This window comes from Candidatus Enterococcus moelleringii (assembly GCF_017377575.1).
Lineage (GTDB): Bacteria > Bacillota > Bacilli > Lactobacillales > Enterococcaceae > Enterococcus_A > Enterococcus_A moelleringii.
In genome coordinates this window covers 1-24,782 of sequence record NZ_JAFREM010000031.1, presented here as the reverse complement: position 1 = coordinate 24,782, position 24,782 = coordinate 1, and the positions used below count along the sequence as shown (strand labels likewise).

Below are 24,782 nucleotides of genomic sequence, written 5' to 3'. Positions count from 1 at the left end.
GGAGACAGAAGTTATGACAGAAACAGTTATTCAAATAAAGCATTTAACTAAGAAATATGATATGTATCAAAAACCATCTGATCGATTAAAAGAAGCATTGAGTCCTAAAAGAAAAAGTTATCATGAAGTCTTCTATGCATTAAATGATGTGAATGTTGATGTTAAAAAAGGTGAAATGATCGGTTTCATCGGTGAAAATGGTTCAGGAAAATCGACTATTTTAAAAATTATTACCGGTGTATTATCACCGTCTGATGGTGAAATCAATATCAAGGGAAATATTTCTGCTCTACTGGAATTAGGTTCGGGCTTTAACCCTGAATACAGCGGCTATGAAAATATCTTTCTCAATGGGATGGTTTTAGGCTTTTCACGTGAAGAAATGGAATCTAAGGTGGATGACATTATCAATTTTGCCGATATTGGGGATCATTTGTATCAGCCAGTAAAAACTTATTCAAGCGGTATGTTCGTTCGGTTGGCTTTTGCGGTGGCGATTAATGTTGATCCTGACATTTTGATTGTTGATGAGGCCTTGGCAGTTGGGGACCTGGAATTCCAATTGAAATGTATGGAAAAATTCACAGAGTTCCGCAATACTGGTAAAACGGTTCTATTTGTATCTCATGATGTAAACGCCGTTCGCCGCTTCTGTGACCGAGTATATTGGTTAAAAGACGGAGTAGTCCGTGCTGAAGGCGATACAATGGAAATAACTGAGGAGTACGAAAACTTCTTAAAGAAAAAATCGTTAAAAAGTATTGATCGTGATGCTTCCTCATCTGAAGAATTTTCTGCCTATGATATTGTAGAAGTGAAATCTGCTGAATTGGTAGACGGTGATCTGAATCCTTTAGAAATCATAGAACAAGATAGCAAGGTAGTCGTTAAAGTAACTTATAATGTAAAAGATGATTCTATCAAGCATCCAGTACTTGGAGTGGCTATTCGTACGGTGGATAACCAATATGTATGCGGTCTGAATACCTTACTGGATAAAGAGAAAATACCTTGGGTAAAAGGCGAGAACGTCTACTATTTAGAGTACGAGAAAATGGCACTTTTGGGTGGCGAATACTATTTTGATGTTGCAATTTTTGAAGAAAACGCTACGGTTCCGTTGGTTTACAAGACGCGCTACTTAACAATGTTTATTACTGGGAAATATGTAGGTGAAGGTATCGTTGTCCTAGATCACACATGGAAGGAAAGTATATAGCCATGAAGTACGATTTTGATTTATCTCTTGATGAGCACACAAGTGTTGGGAAGATAATCAGTCAAATTAATGAAAATAGTCGTGTGTTAGAATTTGGACCTGGAAACGGCCGAATGACTAATTATTTGATTAATGAAAAAAACTGTGAAGTTTCGATTGTAGAATTCGACACTGTTTTATACGATCATGTAATGAGCTTTGCCCAAAATGGCTTTTTAGGAAATATTGAAGAGTATAAATGGGTCGACTATTTTGCGGGACAAAAGTTTGATTATATCATTTTCGCAGATGTCTTAGAGCACTTGACTGACTCTGAGGAAGCTTTACGTCAGGCTCGACTTTTCTTAGCTAAAGACGGTGAAATACTGATAACTTTCCCTAATATTGCCCACAACTCAGTTCTTATCGATTTGTTTAATAATAAGCTGGATTGGAAACAATATGGTCTACTGGATAGAACCCACAATAGCTTTTATACGCAAAAAGGTTTCTATGATTTATTTAGTCGCTTGGATTTGCACGTAAGGAAAGAAGACTATACGTACGCACAAGTTGGACAAAATGAAATTGAAACTTCATATGACCAACTGCCAGCTGAGGTACGGTATTCTTTTAAAAACCGATCTTTTGGAGAAGTTTATCAGTATTTTTTTGCTTTACGAAAAGAAACGATTGCTGAACCAGAACAGGAAACACCACTTAATTCAAATTACAATAAGCAAATTCAACTAGCTTACTCAATCGACAATTCTTTTGAAATGGAACCATATATTTTCAATAATGATAATGGAGAAAATAAAGTGACTGCACACACTGCTCCTTCCGCAACAGAAAGTCTGCGGATTGTTGTTGGAAAACTGCCTGCTATAGTGAGACTATCCGTTGTCTGCGAAAACAAATTAGTTCCTATTAAAGAGACAAACGCTAACTGGTTCAATGAAGATCTGTTCATGTTTAACCATATCGAGGAAGAGCCTTTTGTGATTATTGACGGCAAAGATATTGCGGGTAAAGATTACACGTTGTCGGTTGATGTTCTCAGCGAAGAACATGGCACGCCTGCTGATTCAGAGTTGTTTTCTGATTTGCAGAAAACAAAAAAAGCACAGTATCTGCTTAGTCGAAAATTAGCTTTTTATGAAACAGTTGATTATCATTTGTCACGGATTTCATACAAAAAAACAGAAGAATATCAAGAAAATGTCCGTGTGAATATAGAGACAGTGGAAAACAACGAAACAGATCAGCAAGTGATTGTTAAAGGCTGGGGCTTTTCTTTAGATGATCAGAAGCAACTAGATTTTATGCTAGCTGAAAATAATAATGACTACCAGGTTACTCGATTGCTGAGACCAGACGTAAATGAAGCATTTGAACTTCTGCCAAATGGGAAGTACGGGTTCATTTTGACAATCGACAAATTACAGATAAAAGATACGTTGAAGATTTTGCTGTTGACATCTGCTAATGAAATTTTTCCGTTGGTTGTCAGTGTCAACAAACAAGCCACTACTCCTTTTGTTAAGAAAGTACGGCGTATTTTAGGTTCAGTTAAACGTGAAGGGGTATCTCAAGCCTATAAAAATTATCGGCATCGAAAATCAATCAGTACGAATTATGAAATGTGGATCGAAAAAGATGAAGCAGCATTTAGTGAGAGTCTAATTGAAAAGACGAAAGAATTAGCTTTTGAACCGAAGATATCCTTGGTCGTACCAGTCTATAATGTTGACGAGAAATGGCTGCGAGCATGTGTCGCATCATTGACGCATCAAATTTACTCGAATTGGGAACTATGTCTAGCAGACGATGCTTCTCCTAAGCCGCATATTAGACCTTTGCTGCAGGAATTGAGTGCTGCTGACGAGCGTATCAAAGTAGTTTTTAGAGAAAAAAACGGACATATTTCTGAAGCTACAAACTCAGCGATTGAAATGGCCACCGGAGAATATATTGGTTTTCTAGATAATGATGATATTTTAGCGAACACGGCTCTTTTAGAAGTAGTGAACGCTCTGAACGAAGATAATACAATCGAATTTATTTATACTGATGAAGACAAACTGTCCATGAGCGGCAAACGATTCGATCCGTTTTTCAAAACAAACTGGAATGAAACGCTGCTGCTAGGACATAACTACATCACTCACTTTGTAGTGGTTAAGCGGTCAATCATTGAAAAAATTGGCGGATTACGAACAGAGTATAATGGAAGCCAAGACTATGACTTTGTTCTTCGGGCAACCGAAGCAGCTGGAAAAATCCATCATATTCCTAGAATATTGTACCATTGGCGGACGATCGAAACTTCTGTAGCGATGGATCCTCAAAGTAAAGAATATGCCTATGTTGCTGGACAAGAAGCCATTGAAGCTGCATTAGAACGCCGCAGTTTATCTGGAAAAGTATCAATGACTAAAAATTACGGAGCTTACAAGGTTGATTTCAATTATCAAAACAATGGTAAAGTATCCATCGTTTATACAAAACCGCTTCGCAATGAACAAGTGCTGCTTAATGTATTAGAAACAACTGAGTGGCAAGATTATGAAATCCTGCTACCTGCAAACAGCGAAGTAGCCTTGAAGGACGAACGCATTCGATATGAAGATACAGATAATTTAAATGAGCTTGTTGAAGCATGCCTGGGAGAATATGTAGTATTTTTGGCACCCGATGTTTCGCCATCTAATAGCAATTGGTTAACTGAAGCGATGAACTTTATTCGCTTGCCTGAGGCCGGACTAGTTTCTGGAAAAGTTATTAGCAGTCAAGATGCTGTTCTGAACTGTGGTGTGTTACTAAAACCAGAAGAAGAAACAATTTATTACGAGCAGCAGGGATTATCTAATAAGACAATTGGTACTTATTTTAGACCTGCGTTGCCAAGAGAAATTTACACGGCTACAGAAGATTGCTTGATTATAGCTAAGAAGGATTTCCAACAGCTTAATGGTTTTGATTTAGCACTTAGTGATCAAATCAGAGGTGTTGACTTAAGCATTCGTGTTTATAGTGAATTGAATCGTAAGCATATATTCGATCCTTACTTTGAAGTCATTTGTGAAGAAACCGCAAGATTTTCGTTGCCAAACGGTAGATTTTCTGAACTTACATCAAAACACTCTGTCGAGACGTTAAATGATCCTTATCTTAACAGTAATCAATTTAGCATAGGAGGATAAGTATGTCTGAAAAGAATATTCTTATCTGTATAGATACAAGTGAATATCTTCCAAGTCAAAAGAAAACAGTTTTAAAAGGATGGGCTTTAGAAGAAAAGAGTAAAGAGGTGCCGGCGATCACCGTTGACTCTGAAAACGTTACTGATTATTTTGTAGCTTTTCAATCTCGTTCGGATGTGGCTGCAGCTCATAAAACCAGTGCAACATTGGAAATGGGTTTTTCTTTAGAAATCGAAGTCAAAGATGCTAATGAAAAAATTCCTGTTTTGTTTTCTGTATCGGGAGAAGAGAAAACTAAATGGATAGATCCAAAAGATAATGTAGGAACCGAGGCTGTGCGCACGAATCAACTCCAATCATTTTACAGAAAAGCTAGAAAAGGTTTGGGTTATTTGAAACGCAATGGTCTAAAGAGCACTTTGCGTCGTGTGAAGTTGGAACAAAATAAACAGAACGATGAAAGTTACCAACAATGGATCATCGAAAATGAACAGTGGGATCAAAGTTTAATTAGCAAAGAGATCAATGACTTCACGTATAAGCCGCTAATTTCTATTTTAATGCCAGTGTATAATGTAGAAGAGAAATGGTTGACTAAATGTATCGAATCAGTTCAAAACCAGTTTTATCCAAATTGGGAGCTCTGTATAGCCGATGACCATTCGACTGATGAGGCCGTTCGTCCATTGCTTGAAAAATTCCAGCAGACCGATAAAAGAATTAAAGTCGTTTATCGTGAAGAAAACGGACATATTTCTCAGGCGACAAATTCAGCTCTAGAGATCGCTGAGGGAGAGTTTGTAGCATTATTGGACAATGATGACGAACTAGCTCCGATTGCTCTGTATGAGGTTGCTAAGTGTCTAAATGTTAACCCTGGGTTGGATCTGCTATACAGCGATGAAGATAAGATTGATATGAGTGGTAAACGATTCGATCCTGCTTTTAAACCTGACTGGTCACCAGATTTGCTTTTAGGGACTAATTACATCTCTCATTTGGGAGTATACCGCCGATCGATTATGAATGAAATTGGTGGTTTTCGTGTTGGATACGAAGGCTCTCAAGATTACGATGTGGTTCTTCGTTTCACTGAAAAGACTACATCTGAGAGGATTGCACATATTCCCCAAGTTTTGTATTACTGGAGAATATTACCGAGCTCTACAGCGGCAGACCAGTCAACGAAAAGCTATGCCTTTGACGCTGGCTTAAAAGCTGTTCAAGATGCGATCGAACGAAGAGGTATCAAAGCTGAAGTAACTCATGCAACTGGAAATGGCCTTTACGATGTCCATTATGAAGTTCTAAAGGAAGAACTGGTCAGTGTAATCATTCCCACTAGAAATGGTTATGATGATTTGAAACGTTGTGTTGACTCTATCGTTGCTAAAACGACTTATCCGAATTACGAAATAATCGTAGCTGATAATGGTAGTGATCAACCAGAAATGCAGGAGCTTTACACGAACTATAAAAAACAGCTAGGTGATCGATTCATTATGGAGTCGATTGATATCCCCTTTAATTATTCTCGTATCAACAATTTGGCTGCTGAAAAAGCCAACGGGAAATACTTGCTGTTTTTGAACAATGATACCGAAGTGATCACGCCAGAGTGGATGACTAAAATGGTTTCCTTCGCTCAATTTGAACGAGTCGGTTGTGTTGGGGCAAAGCTTTACTATCCTAATGAAACTATTCAACATGCAGGAGTCATTCTTGGTATGGGTGGAGCAGCGGGTCATGGGCACCACACGTTTCCACGTGGTGACTTCGGATATTTCGGCAAGCTGGAGATTAATGTCGACTATCTTGCTGTAACGGCTGCTTGTATGATGATACGAGCAAAAGATTTTTCGGAGCTGGGTGGTTTTAATGAAGCGTTAACAGTAGCCTTTAATGATGTTGACTTATGTCTCCGTGAATATGAAAGAGGTCACGATAATGTATGGTTGCACGGTGCTGAGCTATATCATTTCGAATCACAATCAAGAGGATACGAGAACACACCAGAAAAACTAGAGCGTTTCAATATGGAAACTGCTTATATGGAAGAAACTTGGGCTAAGTACATTGAAAATGATCCGTATTACAATCCAAATTTGACAAGAGTTGGTGGGGATTTTTCAGTGAGAATAGACAAGGAAAAAGCAGTCGACTAGGCTGCTTTTTCAGGTTAAGTTTCTTTCAATTTTGTTACTTTTCGAGAGTTTTCTATTTTTTCAGCTATGACTATGGTAAGATGGAAAATGGATTATTCATGAGATTAGGAGTGTAATATATAGATGAATAAAAGTGGTGAGTGGGGAACAACACGTCGATTGTTCATAATTGTGTTGGACGTGTTGGTTTATAATCTATCCATCTATGCAAGCTTTTGGCTTAAGTTTGGTGGTGAGATACCGTTAAGAAATTTTCAGACCTTTGAGAATTCTGCGGTTTTTATTTCAATCTTTTTTATCCTATTAAATATGTTGTTGGGAACATACATATTCTACAACCGTATTAGCAGTGACATCATTTTCGTGACAGTGATTGGACAGATACTAATGTCTTTAGGAATTATGATCATAACCTTTGCTGGTAGATGGTTTGCCTTTCCTAGATCCGTGATTCTTTATTCTTTTTTTGTTGGAGTCGTTTTATTGAGTGTTTACCGGCTTTTTGTCTATAAGCTTTACATGAAATTGGGCTCAGACAAAAAGGTTGTAATTATTGGTCATGAGAAAGATGTAGCACCAGCAGTACAAAACTTTAGTACTCATAAAAACAATAAGCATAAAGTAAGTGCGGTGATAATTGGTAACTGCTATAAGAACTTATCTGAATTAATTGATGAGATCGATATTGTTTACTTAGCTTCGAAGTTGGAAGAAGAAGAAAAAATTAAAATTTACCAGTTGGTTACAAAAAAAGAAAAGAAACTGTTTTTAAATACCACCTTTGAGAATTTGATTACAATCAATGCTAATATCATGAACTTTGAAGATGAAAGTATTATTGAGTCTACAGGTTTTAAAATTCCACCTGAGGATGCATTATTCAAAAGGATATTCGACATAGTGGTATCTCTGATCCTGTTGGTAATTGCTTCACCATTCATGTTGTTAACAGCAGCATTGGTCAAAGTAACATCGCCAGGGCCGGTTATATACAAGCAAGTTAGAATTACAAAAGATCAAAAAGAGTTTCCTATCTATAAGTTTCGTTCGATGTCTGCGACAGCTGAAGCAAAATCCGGACCAGTATTAGCGAAAAGTAACGATGCTCGGGTTACCCCTGTTGGTAAATTCATTCGAGCTGTCCGTTTTGACGAACTGCCGCAATTAGTAAACGTGTTAAAAGGAGACATGTCAATTATAGGACCGCGTCCTGAAAGACCTTACTTTGTGAACCAGTTTAATGAAGAGAATCCATACTACTATTTGAGGCATAATGTTCGTGCCGGTATTACCGGATATGCTCAGGTTTATGGGAAGTATGTGTCGGATTACAATAGTAAGCTGAAGTTTGATTTGTTGTATATAAAGAAGTACTCGTTGATGCTGGACATGAAAATTTTGCTTCAAACGATTAAGATATTGTTTGATAAGGTTTCGTCGCAGGGGGTAGATATAGACGATAGCGTAACTCAATTAACTTCAATTGATTTCCCAATAGAAAAAATCTTATCTTAATAGAGGATGTTCAAAATGGTGTCTCCTAAGTTTAGTATTATTATACCAGTTTATAATGCAGAGAATACGGTTAACAGAACAATAAATTACTTGAAGGATTTATCCTATACAAATTATGAAGTAATCTTGATTGATGACGGTTCTGGTGATTCAACAGGTGAGCGAATTAGACAGCTCATCAATGCAGATAACAGATTTAAATTATACAGAAAAGAAAACGAAGGTCCTGGATCAGCTAGAAATTTTGGAATAGAAAAAGCTTGTGGAGATTATCTATTGTTTTTTGATGTAGATGATTATGCAAAATCAACTATTTTACTGGACTATAGTGAGATTATTGGTAAGTATCCAGACATGGATTTGATAATTAGTTCGTTTACTTTCAGATCTAAAGACAAAGATAGAGTTTTATCAGAAAAGGATTATCTTGTTCCAGATTGCGAGTATTTATCCAATAGCACTTTTTTAAGTGATCTATATGATTTAATGAATAAGCAATTAATGTACGTAGTTTGGAATAAATGCTATAAAAGAGAAATAATAATGAAAGAAAAAATTCGATTTAAAGATTATAGAAGCTGTGAGGATAGAATTTTTAATTTGGAATACTATCAATTTTGCAATAAAGTTAGTTTGAACCCGAAAGTTGAATATGTTTACGAATTTGATGGAGCTAGCGGAATAACCAATAGGTATTTTTCGGATAAATTTACAAGTTTCAAAGAGTTTTACGAAGTTGCTAATGATATCACGGATGACCAACTCAAGCCTGAACTAGCTTCACTATTTTTAAAGGGAGTTGTATCGGTCATTTTTTCTGTTCTAAACACTGACAAATTGACTAGCTATAACAAAAAAAATGAGATTAACAGTATCCTAGCAGATTCTAGTGTAATCGAAGCTAAAAAAATCGCAAAAACTGACACGAGTTCTAAGAAAATGGTGAAGTTAATGTTCAACTCGCCGAAGATATTATTTGCTTGTTTCATAAAAATGGGAAGTATCGCAGATGCTAAACTGCCTAGATTAATTACTTATTTAAAAAGAATTTACTGATAGACGTTTACTCATGGAGGGGAAAATGATCAAGAGAGTTTTACACTTTCAGGGAAGAATGGGCTTGGGTGGCGCTGAGTCATTTATGATGAATATATACAGGAAATTAGACAGAAAAAAGGTACAATTTGATTTTGTCATATATGATGATTATTCTGACGTTACAGATTATCATGAAGAAATTCAATCTATGGGGGGGAGAATTTTTGTAGTAACTAACCCTAAAAGAAATATTATTCAATATGTTATTGATGTTAACAAATTGTTAAAAAAATACGAATTTGATATCGTTCATAACGAAGTTTATTTTGGTGGTGGACTCAATTTATACTTATCTAAAATGAATGGTATAAAAAAAAGGATAGCTCATAGTCATGCAACTGAAGATGGAAAAGGTAACGGGTTATTGATCCAAATACTACGAATTTGTTTTAAGAAGTTGTTATTGAAAAATGGAACGGATTTTTTAGCTGTGAGTCACGAAGCAGGCGTAAGTTTGTTTGGGAATAATCCTTTTATTATTGTTCATAATGGAATAGACTTAAAAAATTATGAAGGAACACGAAAGGATTCAATTGATAAAAAGAATGAATTGGGAGTTCCTTCTGATTCTTTTATTATTGGTAACATTGGAAGACTAGAGAAACAAAAGAATCAAAAGCTTTTGATTGAAATTTTCTCAAAAATAAAATTAAAAAAAGCCAATAGTAAGTTGGTTATAGTTGGAGAAGGGTCATTAAGATCGGAACTTGAAAAACAGATAATCAAAAATGGTCTAGAAAAAGATATTTTGTTACTGGGTGAGAGAAAAGATATACCTGAACTATTAAATATTTTTGATGTATTTGTAATGACATCTTTGTATGAAGGGCTACCAATGGTGGGGTTAGAAGCTCAAGCGAGCAAGAAAAAATTAGTTCTCTCTGATACAATATCTAAAGACACGATGCTGACTCCTAATGTTAGTTTTGTATCATTAGAATCGCCGTTAGAGGTTTGGGAAGAAAAAATTACAAGTCCACCATTTGATAATAAAATTACAGAGCTTCTTTTGACTTATGACAGTGATTATACGGTAAAACAAATAATGGAGATTTATGGAATATAAATTAGAAAATGGAGTGGTCCAATGAATGACTCGATATCTTTTGAAGATCTTTTGTCCTTTTTAAAAGAGTATAAAAAGCAAATTGTATTTGGTTTTATATTTTCTTTTGCAGTAATCTTTTTTTTGCTTGTCTATTCGGGGCTTTCAACTCGGAATTACATTAGAGAAGACAAAGAAGTAGAAGGTTTTAGCTTTATCCTTGAAAATAAGGAAGGAGCTATCATCAGTAACACAGGAGTTGTTAAATCAGTACTTGTTGATTCTGTAGAAGAAATTTTGAAGGTAAGTAGTTATAAAGAGGTGGAAAGGATACAAGATGCCACAGAAGTGACCTTTGATGCTACTAGTAGCATGATGGCTGTTACCATTGATAATTCCTATTTAGATTCAAGTATAAAAAATTTAGCTGACTTATACTTTAAACATCTTGCTAATGGGGATTTAAGATATTTTGAGAACAAAAATATTTACATTATGGATCAAAAGCCCACTAAAAGGACTATTAGTGCTCAAGAAGTTGGAAGTATCAATCTCATAGGTAAAAAAAAGATATTAGTTTTTATAGTAGTATGGGTTATATTAGGATTATCGATCAGTTCTTTGTTAATTTTTAGGAAAAATCGAGGTGATAAAACGATAAAGAGCAAGTTTTATTTGTCGAATGAGACAATAAATATTGATATTGAAAAGTTTCATCATCTTTCTTTTGCTGATGAAGCTAAAGAAATTAAAGCCATAATTGATTTTCCTAAACAGAATAAATTCGTAGTTTGCAATGAAAAAAGCTTAGGGAATTTATTTATCGACAATGAGTATATTTTTGTTACGACTAGTTTATCTGAAGTAAGTGATTCGCCATTCAAACCATGTGAAATATTGATTATTTGTACTAAAGGAAAAACTCCTAAAAAATGGTATGAGTTACAAATGGAATTGGTTAAAAATTATAACGCTAATTTGAAGAGCATTTTCATTTCTGGACAGTAGGTACTATTTATGAATATTTATTTAAGTGTACTATTTTTATTGATTTTATTGTCATCATTTGAGTATTTTTCAAAAAACAAAAAATATTTTGTGATGGCGATTTTTTTTCTTGTAGTATTTGCTGGTATGAGGCAAGATGTCGGGTACGATTACAACTCCTATCATAACTTTTATAACGATATAAATTCCTTCAGCGATGTTTTTAATGGGAAAATTGACGCGGAGCCTGGATATGTATTTTTTAATTTTCTTTTTAAGTATTTAGGGTTTCCTTTCAGCACCTTTGTTTTATTTTTCTCTATAGTATCTTTATTACTTTTAGGCATTTGTTTATATAATGTGTTTCCATTTCCTTCATTAGTATTAGTATATTACTATTGTAGATTCTTTTTGGTAAGAGACATGGGACAAATAAGATCATCGTTAGTCTCGATTATATTTTTGATGACGTTGCCCGCAATTAAAAATAGAGATACTAAAAAGGTGCTGTTATTAACACTAATAGGAGCTTTTTTCCACACTGTTGCGATATTTATACCGATCGCTTATTTATTTACAATTGTAGTAAAAAAGATTGGTATTCCTGTAGTATTAGTATACGTTTGTATTGCGACATTAATAGGAACCATTTTCTTTTTCCCTGAATTATTTTCTTGGATTGTTCCAGCAAGATATCTTGGATATTTTGCTGGAAAATATTCCACAGGTAAATGGTTATTAAATCCGATATTCATCATGCAATTAGGAATATTGCTTCTTTCACTAATTGTAGTAAAAAATAAAAATGTAAGCTTTTCAAGTGATTTAGCTATAGTACAGAAAGTTTATTTACTATCAACTTTATTGCTATTGGTTTTTGGTCCTTTGGCTACAATTGGTGGCAGAGTTAGCACTATTTTTGCATCTACTGAAATACTCTTGGTACCAATTCTTTTCGATCATTTTTTTAAGAACAAAATTTTCTCTTTGATCGCTTATTTTGCATTTTGTTTATGCGTTTTTTACCTTATATTCGTTTTTTCTGGAGCAGTCAATTTGTATGTACCATATAAAACAACTCTATTTTAAATTGTTAGTCAAAGAACGGAAGTTTCATTAGAAAGGATTTCGTATGATAGCTTTTATAGCATGGACACCTCTTCATTTAATAAATTGCATGAATGTCAGGTTAAACTTTTTCCCAGAAGAAAAAGCTGATTTATACATTTATGATGAATTTGCAGATTCGAATTTGTATTATGAAAGAATAAAAAAAATAAACATGTTTAACCGAGTTATACTTGTAGATCATACAAATATCTCAGTTGGAATGTTGAAGTATTATGATATCCTATTTAACAAGAATAGATTTAAAGTTGATGGCTGTATTAAGTATGATGAGATTTTTGTTCAAGGAGGTAATTATTTTTCGAAGATATTGTTTAGTAATAATCAAAAGATCAACCCCAAGCTTAAACTTAATTACATCGAAGATGGTATAGCACCATATCTCGGAGGAAGAATATTCTCTACATCTCGGACTAACATTTTAATATATAATTTATTTAATAGGTTTTCTATGCTAAAAAAAGAAATCGATAAGTATTTTGTCTATGAGCCTGAATTAGTTGATTTCCCAAAGAATAAAACTATGAGTATACCTAAAATAACAAAAAGTAATCCAGCACACGATTTTATTTTAGGCGTATTTACGAATGACTTAGAAATTGAAAATGCAGTGGTATTCATTGATCAACCGCTAAAAGATGACAATTATGGGGTAGATGAAATAGAGTTGGCTAATAGAGTCAGCGATATGAATAAAACTACAAAAAATTTTGTTGTAAAACAACATCCTAGGAGCAATAGAGTCTATTCGGGGTTTAAATTATTCAATAGTAATGTTCCTTTTGAAATTTTGGCCTTACGTGGACAGTTGAGAAATAGCATAGTCATAAGTCCAAGTTCTACGATTGCCTTTTCTTCTTATATGATGTTTGGCATTGAATTTGATACTGTCCTACTTTCTCAGCTTATACTAAATGAGTATAAAGACTACGATACTGAGCATAGAAAAATATTCGAAATGATCAGCACATTTACTAAAAAATTCAATAATGTGACTGAAAAGGAGATTTTTCTACCGAGTAACTACAATGAGTTTGAGAAGAAATTTGGTGAGTGGAAACGCAATGAATAAATTAGTAAAGGGTCTTCTTTCTTCTAAGTTAGTGAAATCTAGTTTTTGGTATACGATTGGCAATTTTTTCATAAAAGGGATTTCTTTCATAACTATACCTATTTTTGTCAATATAACTACTCAAGCAGAATATGGATTAATAAACAATTTTACGTCGTTTGTTTCAATATTTTCAATACTTGTCGGATTAAGTTTAAACGCCGCAGTGAACAATGCGAGTTTTGATTATAAAGAAAAAATTAATGAGTTTATGTCGTCTGTACTTTTTCTCGCAACTATTTCGTTATTCTCTTTCTTGTTATTAGGGAATATCTACTTTCTTTTTTCTAATAATTTTTTTGACCTGAATCAAATGGTTTTCAATTTAATGATTCTTCAAAGTTTTGCTACATTTGTAATTTCCTATATCCAGGCATACTTTACGATAAATTTCAACCACTTTAAATATTTGTTTCTATCCTTAGTATCTACAGTGGTAAATGTACTGTTTTCTGTATTGTTAATGCAGACGCTTTTTTCTTACGACAAGTATGTTGGTAGAGTAGTAGGGGGAACTGTCTCCTTTACTTTTATAGCTGTTGTTGTATACTTATTTATAATGTTTAAAGGGAAACACTATGTAGATAAAAAGTATTGGAAATATGCTCTAAGAATATCTATGCCGTTAATTCCCCATTCTTTGGCCAATATAATCCTGTCTCAATTTGATCGAATTATGATCAATTCGTATTTAGGTCCTGCTGCTGGGGGTATTTACTCATATATAAGTAATATTGGAATAATTTTGAGTGTTGTTTGGATGTCTACAAATAATGCTTGGGTGCCATGGTTTTATGGTGAAATGAGTAACGAAAACTATTTAACTATAAAAAAAGTGAGCAATTATTATTTACTTGCGTTTACAACAGTGGCTATAATAATAATGGTAGTTTCAATTGACTTAGCACGGTTGATGGCTCCTCAAGATTACTATTCTGGTTTAGCTTTAGTTGTTCCTATTTCGCTGGGTTACTTTTTTCAGTTTTTATATAGCTTGCCTGTAAATGCAGAATTTTATGAGAAGAAGACAGATTTTATTGCTATTGGAACTGTTGCTAGTGCGGGTATAAATATTGGTTTAAATGCACTCTTTATCCCTAGATATGGTATTATTGCGGCAGGATACACAACAGTATTCACTTATTTTCTATTGTTCGTGTTCCATTATTTTATAGCTAAAAAAATCACGAGCAGACAATTATTTGATACGGTAAAAATTTGGAGTGTAGTAATATTTGTCTCACTATTTTCCGCAATGCTACATTTTCTTATTGATTATATTATGATACGGTATGTTATGTTATTCATTGTTCTTGGATTGTTAGGATTGTATTTTATCAAGAACAAAAACAGAATAATGAATGAATTCAATTCTTAAGGAGAAGATCAATTTGTTTGAAAATAAAACTATATTAGTTACTGGTGGTACTGGTTCCATCGGCAGCGAGATTGTAAGGCAGCTATTGAAGGAAAATCCTGAAACAATCCGTATTTTTAGTAGAGGCGAAGAAAAGCAATTTTATATGCAACAAGAGCTTAGTGAGTATTCTAATGTTCGCTTCCTTATTGGCGACGTCAGAGATTACCGCCGAGTTGAATACGCTTGTAAAGACGTAGATATAATTTTTCACGCGGCAGCAATGAAGCACGTTCCTGCCAGCGAGTATAATCCAATGGAAGCTGTAAAAACAAATGTAATGGGTACTCAGAATGTTATAGAAGCAGCTATTACTAATGATGTCGAAAAGTTTGTTTCAGTAAGTACAGATAAAGTTGTTAGCCCGACAAACACTATGGGAGCCACGAAACTATTAAGTGAAAAAATAGTCATGGCGGCCAATCAATACAAAGGTAAGACAAAAACTAAATTTTCTTGTGTTAGGTTTGGAAACGTAATGGGTTCAAGTGGTTCGGTAATTCCTTTGTTTTGTAAACAGATAAAAAGTAATGATGATATTACGATAACTGATCTTGAAATGACTCGTTTTATGATGTCTATACCTCAAGCGGCTAGATTAGTTCTTTCAGCTGCGAAAAATTCAATGTACGGGGAAACATATGTACTTAAGATGCCTGCAATAAAAATTTTAGATTTAGCTGAAGCTTTAATTGCTGAATATAATCGTACTCATACTAAAAATTATAATGGTAAATTAAAGGTAATTGGACCTCGTCCGGGTGAGAAAATGTATGAAGAACTCATGACAGTCGATGAAATTGAAAGATCTTTTGAAAATGATAAAATGTACATTATTCCTCCTATCTACTATCCAACTGACGCATATAAAAATTTAGAACGTATCAAGATTACATCCTATTCGTCTAATGATACTTCTCTTATGACGCAAAAGGAATTTTTGGACGTAGTTAAAGAACATAAAATAATATCTTGGTAAGGAGTCTTTTTATATTATGTACGGAAATACAGTTTATATTATTGCAGAAATTGGTGTCAATCACAATGGAAGTCTTGAACTTGCAATAGAAAGTATTGACGCCGCAAAAAAAGCGGGAGCAAATGCAGTAAAATTTCAAACTTTTAAAACCAATAAGTTGACCACTAAAAAAGCTGAAATGGCATCATACCAAAAAGCCAACACGCAAAAAAATGAATCACAATATGATATGTTGAGTAGATTAGAATTGTCGGAATCTGATTTTCAAGCAATTAAAAATTATTGTGAAGAGTCAGGTATAGATTTCCTCTCAACACCATTTGATGAAGAGAGTGCTTCTTTTTTGAAGAAGATTGGGATTGGTGGCTTTAAAATTGGTTCCGGAGACTTAACCAACTTACCTTTCTTAAGAAAAATAGATATGTATGGACTACCGATATTGCTATCGACAGGTATGGCAACCATGGAAGAAGTTATTGAGGCAACAAATTGTTTTATCAATAGCCCAGTAACTGTGCTACATTGTACTTCTAATTATCCTGCTGATTTTAGCGATATTAATTTGTTAGCCATGAATACGATAAAAGAAACTACTGGTGTGCCAATAGGTTATTCTGATCATTCACTTGGGTATGATGTTGCGATTTGTGCTGTAGCATTGGGAGCTAAAGTACTCGAAAAACATTTTACTTTAGATAAAAATATGCCGGGTCCTGATCACAAAGCTTCTCTAGATCCTGCTGAATTTCTGGAATTCACTCGTCATATACGTAACGCTGAATTGTTTTTAGGTGATGGAATAAAACGTCCTATGCCTTCAGAAGAAAGTACTCGTGAAGTTGCTAGAAAGAGCATTGTGTTAAATAAAGATATTACGGCCGGTCACGTTATTTCTGAAAAAGATATAGTCGTTAAAAGGCCTGGATCAGGAATCCCTCCTAAATATTATTACGAAATAATAGGTAAAAAGGTAATTAGAAGTTTGTCTAAAGATGATATTCTGAAAGAAGAAGATATAGAGTGGATAAAATAGTCGTTGTGAGTGGTACTAGAGCAGATTACGGAATATTTAAACCCATAATCGAGCAATTACAAAAAAATAATTGGGATGTATCTTTCGCTGTTTCAGGGATGCATCTTAGCCATAAATTTGGCTACACAAAACAAATTATAGAAAGTGACAACTTTCGCATATGTGGTGAAGTTCAAAGTATTTTTTTAGAAAACTCTAAAGGTAACATGGCACGTTCAGTGAGCTTAGAAATATCTGGTTTTACTAGTATTTTTGAAAGAGAATCACCAGATTTTATTTTGTTGTTAGGTGATCGAGGTGAAATGTTGGCGGCAGCAATTTCAGCCATGTACTTAGGAATCAAGACTGCTCATATACATGGTGGAGAGGTATCGGGAACGGTAGATGAATCTATTAGACATGCGATTTCCAAGCTATCTACTATACATTTCGCTTCAACTGAAAAGAGTGCTGAGCGATTATTGAAAATGGGGGAGGATCCTTGGAGGGTGTTTCATGTGGGGGCTCCACGAATAGACTCTATAATGAATTCAGAGCTTCCCAATCTTGAGAGTATCAATGAGAAATATGGTTGGAACTTAGAAAAGAAAGAGTATGTACTACAAGTGTTTCATCCAGTAGTAACTGAATTAGATGAAATTAAATATCAGATCGAGATGCTAAACTCGAGTATAGAAAAAACTAAACTACGAGTTTTATGTATTTTACCTAATGCTGACGCTGGTGGAAATATAATTCGAGACGAATATAGGAATATGCCAGATGATTCTGTAGTTTTTATTAGTAACTTAGAACCGGATGAATATCTTAGGATTCTTAAGGATTGTCTGTTTATGATAGGGAACTCATCTTCAGGAATTATCGAGGCTGCTTCGTATAATGTTCCTGTAGTGAACTTAGGGAGTAGGCAAGTAGGGCGTGAACAATCTGAAAATATCATCGATTCAGACTTTATTCAGGAAAATATTGATACTGCTATAAAGACTGTTTTATCTGAAGATTTTAATCGTGAAATTAGAAATTCCTCAAATATATATGGAGATGGAACTGCTTCTGATAGTATTGTAAAAGTGTTGAATAATATTTCAAAAGATAAGGATATAAAAAAATGGATTCAAAAAAAGATAGCTTATTAATATGTGAAAATGAGCTCTCTTATATATTAATCGGAGCTGGGGGACATGCTAAAGTTATAGTGGACATTCTCACCGAAGAAAAAAAGAAAATCACAGGTTTTTTCGATGATAAAAAAACAGAGTTCGAAAACTTGAAATACTTAGGGACTACAGATGATTTGTTGAAAGAAAAAGCTGGTTATTTACATCAATATCGCTTTATCATAGCGATCGGGAGCTGTTCTCAGAGAAAAACTATGTATAATAAATTAGAATTACCTGACGATTGCTACGGCAATGCAGTCCATCCCAATGCTTATATCTCTAAAAATGCTAAAATTAGAAAAGGAACTGTTGTTATGGCTAATGTAGTTGTAAATAGCAGTGCGAATGTCGGAAAACATTCAATTTTGAATAGTAGTTCAGTGATCGAGCATGATAATAAATTGGGAGATTTTGTTCATGTTTCACCAGGGTGCCATTTAGCTGGCGAGGTATCAGTTGGGGAGGGCACACATATAGGTATAGGAACAAATTGTATTCAGCAAATAAACATAGGTGATTGGTGTATTATTGGTGCAGGAAGTGTAATTCTAAAAGATATTCCAGATCATACTTTGTCTTATGGAGTGCCTGTCAAAATAATGAAAGAAGGAATTAATTGTGAATTCTAGAATTCTATTATCCAGCCCGCATATGGGTGAAAATGAAAGAAAATATGTTAAGAAAGCCTTTGATGACAACTGGATTGCTCCATTGGGTGAAAATGTTGACAAGTTTGAGGAAAGCATTGCTGAGTACGTTGGGGCAGAAGGTGGTGCTGCAGCATTAAGTTCGGGAACTGCGGCAATTCATCTTGCTTTAAAAATGTTGAACGTAGGTAGAGATGATATTGTCTTTGCTCCAACATTTACTTTTATTGCTTCTGTAAATCCTATTTTATATCAAGGGGCTAAGCCAGTGTTTATTGACTCTGAACCAGATACTTGGAACATGAGTCCGCGTGCTTTAAAGAGAGCACTGGTAGACGCAGAAAGAAATAACCAATTACCTAAAGCGATTATTGTGGTAAATTTGTATGGTCAGATGGCAAAGTACGATGAAATTATTGCATTAACAAGTAAGTACAACATTCCAATTATAGAGGATGCTGCTGAGTCACTAGGGTCAACTTATAAGGGGAAACAGTCCGGTAATTTTGGAAATATTGGAATATTCTCTTTCAACGGAAATAAAATTATCACAACTTCTGGAGGGGGAGCACTTGTTTCTTCGGATCAATCCTTTGTAAAAAAATCTAGATTCTTAGCAACCCAAGCAAGGGATGAAGCGCCATACTATCAGCATAGTGAGATTGGGTACAATTATCGTTTGAGTAATATATCAGCAGGGATTGGTCGTGGGCAGATGGAAGTATTACCTGATCGTGTAGAAAAAAGAAGAACGATTTTTGAACGTTATAAAAATGAGTTTTCTGCAATGCCTTCTATTGAAATGATGCCTGAGGTTGCTGAAATGATGCCTAATAGGTGGTTATCGACCCTAACTTTCAATGATATTACAAACATAAATGAGGTCGTAGATGTAATTAGTAAGTTTAATGAAAAAAATATTGAAACAAGAGCTCTATGGAAACCACTGCATTTGCAACCACTTTTTATAGATACTCCTGTGTATTTTCATGAAGAAACTTCTAGTGTTGCTGAAAAATTGTTTAATTCAGGACTTTGTCTTCCTTCTGGCAGTAATATGAGTGATGTACAACAAGAGTATGTGATAAACGTTTTTAAAAATATTGTTTCTTAAATATGAACTAATTGAAAAACGGTTGAGTAATTAGAGAAGATGGATTATTCTTGATAGATGATAAGCTATTTAAGAAGTCGACACAGCTTATAAGTAGAAGGGTAAGTCTCATTTATTGGACAAAAAAATATTTATGTAAAGTGGAGTGTGGAAATGAAGTTACTATTTACTATTTGCGGAAGAGCTGGATCTAAAGGTTTAAAAAGTAAAAATTTAAAATCTTTATCCCAGAAACCTTTGGTAGAGTATATACTGTGTTTAATACATTTATTTAGCAAAGCAAGTCCTCACGTAGAATACTTTATTGGGTTAAATACTGATAGTGATGAACTCATTGATATTGTTCATTCTATTAATCCCAATGTGAAAACAGTATTAAGAAAACCTGAGCTAGCAAATGATACAGTTGGTAAGATAGAAGTAATTCGTGATACTTATCTAACGCTCTCCGAAAAGTATGGGGAATTTGATCTTGTTATTGATTTAGATATAACTTCTCCTTTGCGAACACTTGATGACCTTGAAAAATTGATTCATTCTCATCTTGAGGATTCGAGCAAAGATGTTTATTTTTCGGTGGTTCCGTCTAGGAGAAATCCATTCTTCAATATGGTAAAAGAAGAAGATAGCAAAATTTCAATAGTCAACCAATCGTCGTTTACATCTAGGCAGCAAGCTCCGAATGTGTACGATATTAATGGTGCTATGTATTCATACAAACCCCGGTTTTTGAAAGAAAATGCCTACATTTTTAATGGTGATATTGGCGTAATTGAAATGAAAGATTCTCTAATTTTGGATATTGACAGTGAGGAAGATTTTCTTTGGTTAGAATTCCTTTTTCCAAAGTTGTTAAGTGAATCCAAAGGTTTACAAGACATATACAATTGTAAACTACAATAAGGTGAGGTAAGAATGAAAAAATACATTGTAACAGGTGGAGCGGGTTTTATTGGTTCAACATTGGTTAATCATCTTCCAGAAGATAGTATGATAGTAGTTGTTGATGATCTTTCTATGGGAAGTTTAAACAACATTGAGAAAAAGAAAAATATCAAATTTATTCAAGGTAGTGTCACTGATGAGAAATTGATGAGTAAAATATTTTATGAGGACCAATTCGACTATATTTTTCATCTAGCTGCTATCGCAAGTGTTGCTGACTCGGTAGAACGACCACTTGAAACACATCAAGTAAATTTCGAAAGTGTATTAATGCTTCTTGAGTTAATTCGGAAGTATCAAAAGAACCTCAAACGATTAATATTTAGTTCTTCGGCAGCTGTTTATGGCGATGAGCCTACTTTGCCTAAACAAGAAGAGTCAATAATTCGACCTTTAACACCATATGCAGTTGATAAATTTGCTGCCGAGCAGTATGTATTAAACTACAATCATTTATACGGTATCCCTACAAGTGCTGTTCGATTCTTTAATGTGTATGGTCCAAACCAAAATCCTGAATCCCCCTATAGTGGAGTGATCTCTATTTTAGTGAATTGCTATAAGAAATTATTGAGTGGTCAACCAGCATCCTTCTCTCTATTTGGAGATGGATCTCAGTCTAGAGATTTTGTATATGTAGATGATGTGATTCAAGCATTATTATTGATTGCATCAAAAGAAGAGACTTTGGGTAGACAATTCAATGTTGGAACCGGTAAATCAATCACTTTAAATGAATTGATCAGAGTGATTGATGACGAATTAGGGGTTAAATTACCTGTACAGTATAAAGATGAACGTGCTGGTGACATCAAGGATTCAGTCGCGGACATTTCGCGATTGCTCTCAATTGGATTTGAAAGTGAATACACGATCCAATCAGGAATGAAAAATTATTTAAAATCAGAAAACTTGGTCTAAAGCCTGTATATAAACTCAGGCTTTTTTTCTGGTGTGCCAGGCATGGCACTTATCTAGCTGGTGAAAGTCCAGTCGCGGGTAGTTACCGCCAAGCGTAGTGAACCACAGTAAGCGTCAGATAGTAAGGCGTATTTAAAACCCCTAGCTAATTCTTTAGACTAAGAATTAGCTAGGGGTTCCTTGTGTATTTTCTATTTTAATACCTGGCTCCGCAGATTGCCTGAACAGTCGGATTCCATGGCAAATAGGCTGCTAATGCAGTGGGCGTTTGACTGGCTAGATTTGGTATCTTCTCAAATAAGTAAATAAGGTATTTTCGAGGGTCTAATTCATTTTCGAGTGCCGTTCGAACAATACTCAAAATGATACCAGTGGAGCGAGCACCTTTTTCACTTTTAGAAAATAGCCAATTCTTCCTACCGATTACCAGCTCCTTTACGGCTCTTTCTGCACGATTATTCGAAATTTCTACTCGACCTTCTCGTAAAAAAGTACAGAGTCCTTCCTTGTAGGTTAGCGCGTACTTAATCGCTTCGCCAAACTTTGAGTTTGGAAGCACATGACTATCCGCTGCCCATGAGAAGAATGCACGAACGATCGGTTTGATCTTGAGATCTCGTTGTTTTTCGCGCTCTTTCGGACTAAGATGAGCCAGTTTCTTCTCTTCTTTAAACAAACGGTCGCAGTATTGTTCACCGACCAGTGCGTGACTGTATTTCGCTGGTTGGGAACCAATCGCTTCATGGAACTTTCTACGAACGTGTGCCCAGCAGTATGAATTTTGAACCGCTGGAAGTTTGCCATACGCTTTGTACCCATCACTATGCAGGTAGCCGGTAAAATCCTTTAAAAATTCTTGAGGCAATTCATGTTTACGAGACAGCTCATGTTGGTAAAGAACAATCGGATGCTTTTCGGATTTTCCAGAGAGATACACCCAATAGTAGGTAGACTCATTTTTTGCATCGATGACACGATAAGGTGTTTCGTCCACATGCAAGACAGTTTGCTTTTGAAGCTCTTGTTTCAGGACTTTATAAATTGGTGCCAACACATGATCGGTGGATAACAGATGCCAATTGATAACTTTCTGACGATCCAATGGAAACCCAAAGGATTTCCATTCATTTTCTTGACGATAAGCAGGAACTTTTTTGACATACTTCTCCATAATCGTATGTGCAACTACAGTGGGGCTTCCTAAGCTGTTGTTAATTAGCGGTTTTGGAACACTCGCTTTTTTAATCGTTGTTTCGCCTGATTCATTCTCGCAGGCACAACACTTATAGGCGTGTTGATGGAACAGATTCTTTTCAACGTGGGCAGGAATAAATAAAGGTTCTTCTCGAACAACCGTCGAACCGATCTCGGTCATTTGTGTTCCGCACGTCTCGCAGAGACAGGCTTCACCTTCCAACCGATAATCAATATGATTCGCTGGTAAGTGGGCTAAAGACAATGCTTTTTTTCCTTTTGACTTTGCTCGTCGAAATCCTTTGACTTTAATTATTTCCTGGCTTTCTTGTCCAGTGTGCTCTGGTTCGTTAAAAGACTCCTTATCAAATAAGTCCGTTTGTCCATCCACGGATGGCGTGTTCTCTTTCTTGCGCCCATACATTTGGCGCTGTATGTTAAATAACTGCTCCTGCAGATACTGGATCTGATCTAAAGCCATGGTTAACTGGCTGGACAATTCTTGGTTTTTCTTCTCTAACAACATGTTATGTTTGAGTAGCTGATTTCCCTTTTTAGCCAATATTTTCCACCTCTTTTCTAATTCATTTCTTGTTATTATTATACCATTTTTAATGAAGGAAAAACAGTAAAAACCGCATGAAATCAACGTTTTTTACTGTCAATAGTAGGCACCAGGGGTGCTTCTATGAATCGTTTTCTTTTCCTCAATTGCGAAGCCTGTAAGCAGCCGTTTGAGTTGGTGAACATCCAACTGCTTTATTTCTGAGCTATTTCTAGGCCACTGAAGACGTCCGTTTTCAAAGCGTTTGTACAGGAGTAAAAAGCCATCTTTTTCCCAGTAAAGAGCTTTGAACCGATCTGGTCGTGTTCCGCAAAAGAGAAAGAGCGCTTGATCAAATACATCTAATTGATAGGTTTCCGTAATGAAGGCGGCCAAGCCGTCGATGCCTTTGCGTAAATCCGTTTTTCCACAAACCAAAAAAATATTAGGTGTCTTTGTGAAGTCGAGAAGCATGGAAACTCAACTCCTTCAAAATCGTCGTTAAGACATATTTATCTGTTCCGTTGTAGATGTGGACATCAAGGTGTCCTATCTTAATCCGAGCAGCGACTTTTGGCTTGGCTAGAGCAGGTTTTGAAGTGGGCTTTTGATCGACAAGTTGAATAGGTACAATCTCTTTTTTCTCCATAAACTAAACCTCCAATACTTGATCTTGATAGATCTAGTTTATCAAGCCAGCTTCTGGTTATCTAGCCGCCTTACTATCTGACGCTTACGAACCACAAGCCGAAATCAGTAATGATGGGGTGAAGGAAGTGGTGTAGCGAATCTTTGAGCCTACGAACAGAAACTTGATGAGGCTAAATGGTGGATGAGGTTGCCAGACAAACCGAAGTCCAAAAGGTAAACGTAAAACCAAGACAGTAAATCAAGAGGTTGTAAAGAGAAAGATAAGTGTCTTACCCTGGGAGATCCTGCGGACGGATAAGTACGAGAGGCTTTAAAATCAGCGATCGTTAAGGCCGGTCGAAAAAGGTTTATCGCGGGAAGTCAGCTGAGGTCATAGTAGTTATCTTGCCTAGATAATGAAGGACTTAATGTTTGTATAGTGCGAATCACTATAAGCAAATGTTCAAGTAGTCCGAAAACGAGGATACCCTAGCCCAGTGGAACGTAACCATTGATGGGGAAAGTAGTGGGGATGGTCTTGGATACATCTACGAATAGAGGAGGAGCAGCGAATGAGATTGATTGAAAAGATTACGAGTGTTGGAAATATGGAACTGGCAAAGGCCAAAGTCAAAAGTAATAAAGGCGCACCAGGTATTGATAAAATGACGGTGAATGAAATTGACGAATACTTCCACAAGCACGAGAAAGAAATAATAGAAACCCTTCGGGCAGGTAAGTACCG

At 35.3% G+C, this 24,782-nt stretch carries 20 protein-coding genes; 17 read left to right on the top strand and 3 right to left on the bottom strand.

Going from position 1 to position 24,782, the window contains the following annotated elements; genetic code table 11:
* Positions 1 to 13: 13 nt before the first annotated feature.
* The 17 genes from JZO70_RS18800 to JZO70_RS18720 all read left to right on the top strand — a co-directional run bounded on the left by JZO70_RS18800 (position 14) and on the right by JZO70_RS18720 (position 21,669).
* Positions 14 to 1,219: an ABC transporter ATP-binding protein gene (locus JZO70_RS18800; RefSeq protein WP_207675226.1), complete on the top strand. Its 1,206-nt coding sequence runs from the start codon at positions 14 to 16 to the stop codon at positions 1,217 to 1,219.
* Positions 1,220 to 1,221: 2 nt separating this feature from the next.
* Complete coding sequence (locus JZO70_RS18795; protein ID WP_207675225.1) at positions 1,222 to 4,404, top strand: glycosyltransferase; 3,183 nt, start codon at positions 1,222 to 1,224, stop codon at positions 4,402 to 4,404.
* Positions 4,405 to 4,406: 2 nt separating this feature from the next.
* Entirely contained in the window at positions 4,407 to 6,569 is a 2,163-nt protein-coding gene (locus JZO70_RS18790) for a glycosyltransferase family 2 protein (RefSeq protein WP_207675224.1), read from the top strand.
* Between the two features lie 123 nt (positions 6,570 to 6,692).
* On the top strand, positions 6,693 to 8,084 hold the full coding sequence (locus tag JZO70_RS18785) for a sugar transferase (protein WP_207675223.1): 1,392 nt from the start codon (positions 6,693 to 6,695) through the stop codon (positions 8,082 to 8,084).
* A 15-nt stretch (positions 8,085 to 8,099) separates the two neighbouring features.
* On the top strand, positions 8,100 to 9,140 hold the full coding sequence (locus JZO70_RS18780; RefSeq protein ID WP_207675222.1) for a glycosyltransferase family 2 protein: 1,041 nt from the start codon (positions 8,100 to 8,102) through the stop codon (positions 9,138 to 9,140).
* Positions 9,141 to 9,168: 28 nt separating this feature from the next.
* The gene (locus JZO70_RS18775) at positions 9,169 to 10,248 is read left to right on the top strand and encodes a glycosyltransferase family 1 protein (RefSeq protein ID WP_207675344.1); all 1,080 of its coding nucleotides are present in this window, start codon (positions 9,169 to 9,171) and stop codon (positions 10,246 to 10,248) included.
* Between the two features lie 21 nt (positions 10,249 to 10,269).
* A complete protein-coding gene (locus JZO70_RS18770) occupies positions 10,270 to 11,235 on the top strand; it encodes a hypothetical protein (RefSeq protein ID WP_207675221.1) in 966 nt (321 codons plus the stop codon).
* A gap of 9 nt (positions 11,236 to 11,244) precedes the next feature.
* Entirely contained in the window at positions 11,245 to 12,303 is a 1,059-nt protein-coding gene (locus JZO70_RS18765; RefSeq protein ID WP_207675220.1) for an EpsG family protein, read from the top strand.
* A 43-nt stretch (positions 12,304 to 12,346) separates the two neighbouring features.
* Positions 12,347 to 13,414, top strand: a complete 1,068-nt coding sequence (locus JZO70_RS18760; RefSeq protein ID WP_207675219.1) for a polysialyltransferase family glycosyltransferase — start codon at positions 12,347 to 12,349, stop codon at positions 13,412 to 13,414.
* The gene (locus JZO70_RS18755; RefSeq protein ID WP_207675218.1) at positions 13,407 to 14,831 is read left to right on the top strand and encodes an oligosaccharide flippase family protein; all 1,425 of its coding nucleotides are present in this window, start codon (positions 13,407 to 13,409) and stop codon (positions 14,829 to 14,831) included. Before JZO70_RS18760 ends, JZO70_RS18755 begins: the two co-directional genes overlap by 8 nt.
* Before the next feature lie 13 nt (positions 14,832 to 14,844).
* Positions 14,845 to 15,849: a UDP-N-acetylglucosamine 4,6-dehydratase family protein gene (locus JZO70_RS18750; RefSeq protein WP_207675217.1), complete on the top strand. Its 1,005-nt coding sequence runs from the start codon at positions 14,845 to 14,847 to the stop codon at positions 15,847 to 15,849.
* A gap of 16 nt (positions 15,850 to 15,865) precedes the next feature.
* A complete protein-coding gene (gene neuB, locus JZO70_RS18745) occupies positions 15,866 to 16,882 on the top strand; it encodes an N-acetylneuraminate synthase (RefSeq protein WP_207675216.1) in 1,017 nt (338 codons plus the stop codon).
* A complete protein-coding gene (neuC, locus tag JZO70_RS18740) occupies positions 16,870 to 18,018 on the top strand; it encodes a UDP-N-acetylglucosamine 2-epimerase (RefSeq protein ID WP_207675215.1) in 1,149 nt (382 codons plus the stop codon). The genes neuB and neuC overlap by 13 nt, the downstream gene beginning before the upstream one ends.
* Positions 17,991 to 18,671, top strand: coding sequence for an acetyltransferase (locus tag JZO70_RS18735; protein WP_207675214.1), 681 nt, complete (start codon positions 17,991 to 17,993; stop codon positions 18,669 to 18,671). The genes neuC and JZO70_RS18735 overlap by 28 nt, the downstream gene beginning before the upstream one ends.
* Positions 18,661 to 19,803 carry an aminotransferase class I/II-fold pyridoxal phosphate-dependent enzyme gene (locus JZO70_RS18730; RefSeq protein ID WP_207675213.1) on the top strand — a complete coding sequence of 381 codons (1,143 nt, stop codon included), beginning with the start codon at positions 18,661 to 18,663 and terminating at the stop codon, positions 19,801 to 19,803. Before JZO70_RS18735 ends, JZO70_RS18730 begins: the two co-directional genes overlap by 11 nt.
* A gap of 153 nt (positions 19,804 to 19,956) precedes the next feature.
* Positions 19,957 to 20,706 carry an acylneuraminate cytidylyltransferase family protein gene (locus JZO70_RS18725; protein ID WP_207675212.1) on the top strand — a complete coding sequence of 250 codons (750 nt, stop codon included), beginning with the start codon at positions 19,957 to 19,959 and terminating at the stop codon, positions 20,704 to 20,706.
* A gap of 12 nt (positions 20,707 to 20,718) precedes the next feature.
* A complete protein-coding gene (locus tag JZO70_RS18720; protein WP_207675211.1) occupies positions 20,719 to 21,669 on the top strand; it encodes an NAD-dependent epimerase/dehydratase family protein in 951 nt (316 codons plus the stop codon).
* Between the two features lie 196 nt (positions 21,670 to 21,865).
* Here the strand turns inward: JZO70_RS18720 and tnpC are convergent, their stop codons facing one another.
* The 3 genes from tnpC to JZO70_RS18705 all read right to left on the bottom strand — a co-directional run bounded on the left by tnpC (position 21,866) and on the right by JZO70_RS18705 (position 24,056).
* Entirely contained in the window at positions 21,866 to 23,389 is a 1,524-nt protein-coding gene (tnpC, locus tag JZO70_RS18715; protein ID WP_430748905.1) for an IS66 family transposase, read from the bottom strand.
* A gap of 135 nt (positions 23,390 to 23,524) precedes the next feature.
* Positions 23,525 to 23,881, bottom strand: a complete 357-nt coding sequence (tnpB, locus tag JZO70_RS18710) for an IS66 family insertion sequence element accessory protein TnpB (protein WP_207675210.1) — start codon at positions 23,879 to 23,881, stop codon at positions 23,525 to 23,527.
* The gene (locus JZO70_RS18705; protein WP_207675209.1) at positions 23,853 to 24,056 is read right to left on the bottom strand and encodes a hypothetical protein; all 204 of its coding nucleotides are present in this window, start codon (positions 24,054 to 24,056) and stop codon (positions 23,853 to 23,855) included. Before JZO70_RS18705 ends, tnpB begins: the two co-directional genes overlap by 29 nt.
* Between the last annotated feature and the right edge of the window lie 726 nt (positions 24,057 to 24,782).

Coding starts and splice junctions, on each gene's coding strand:
- JZO70_RS18760 (WP_207675219.1), top strand. CDS start 12,347: ATGATAGCTTTTATAGCATGGACACCTCTTCATTTAATAAATTGCATG.
- JZO70_RS18785 (WP_207675223.1), top strand. CDS start 6,693: ATGAATAAAAGTGGTGAGTGGGGAACAACACGTCGATTGTTCATAATT.
- tnpB (WP_207675210.1), bottom strand. CDS start 23,881: ATGCTTCTCGACTTCACAAAGACACCTAATATTTTTTTGGTTTGTGGA.
- tnpC (WP_430748905.1), bottom strand. CDS start 23,389: ATGTTGTTAGAGAAGAAAAACCAAGAATTGTCCAGCCAGTTAACCATG.
- JZO70_RS18770 (WP_207675221.1), top strand. CDS start 10,270: ATGAATGACTCGATATCTTTTGAAGATCTTTTGTCCTTTTTAAAAGAG.
- JZO70_RS18720 (WP_207675211.1), top strand. CDS start 20,719: ATGAAAAAATACATTGTAACAGGTGGAGCGGGTTTTATTGGTTCAACA.
- JZO70_RS18765 (WP_207675220.1), top strand. CDS start 11,245: ATGAATATTTATTTAAGTGTACTATTTTTATTGATTTTATTGTCATCA.
- JZO70_RS18795 (WP_207675225.1), top strand. CDS start 1,222: ATGAAGTACGATTTTGATTTATCTCTTGATGAGCACACAAGTGTTGGG.
- JZO70_RS18735 (WP_207675214.1), top strand. CDS start 17,991: ATGGATTCAAAAAAAGATAGCTTATTAATATGTGAAAATGAGCTCTCT.
- JZO70_RS18790 (WP_207675224.1), top strand. CDS start 4,407: ATGTCTGAAAAGAATATTCTTATCTGTATAGATACAAGTGAATATCTT.
- JZO70_RS18705 (WP_207675209.1), bottom strand. CDS start 24,056: ATGGAGAAAAAAGAGATTGTACCTATTCAACTTGTCGATCAAAAGCCC.
- JZO70_RS18755 (WP_207675218.1), top strand. CDS start 13,407: ATGAATAAATTAGTAAAGGGTCTTCTTTCTTCTAAGTTAGTGAAATCT.
- JZO70_RS18725 (WP_207675212.1), top strand. CDS start 19,957: ATGAAGTTACTATTTACTATTTGCGGAAGAGCTGGATCTAAAGGTTTA.
- neuB (WP_207675216.1), top strand. CDS start 15,866: ATGTACGGAAATACAGTTTATATTATTGCAGAAATTGGTGTCAATCAC.
- JZO70_RS18800 (WP_207675226.1), top strand. CDS start 14: ATGACAGAAACAGTTATTCAAATAAAGCATTTAACTAAGAAATATGAT.
- JZO70_RS18780 (WP_207675222.1), top strand. CDS start 8,100: ATGGTGTCTCCTAAGTTTAGTATTATTATACCAGTTTATAATGCAGAG.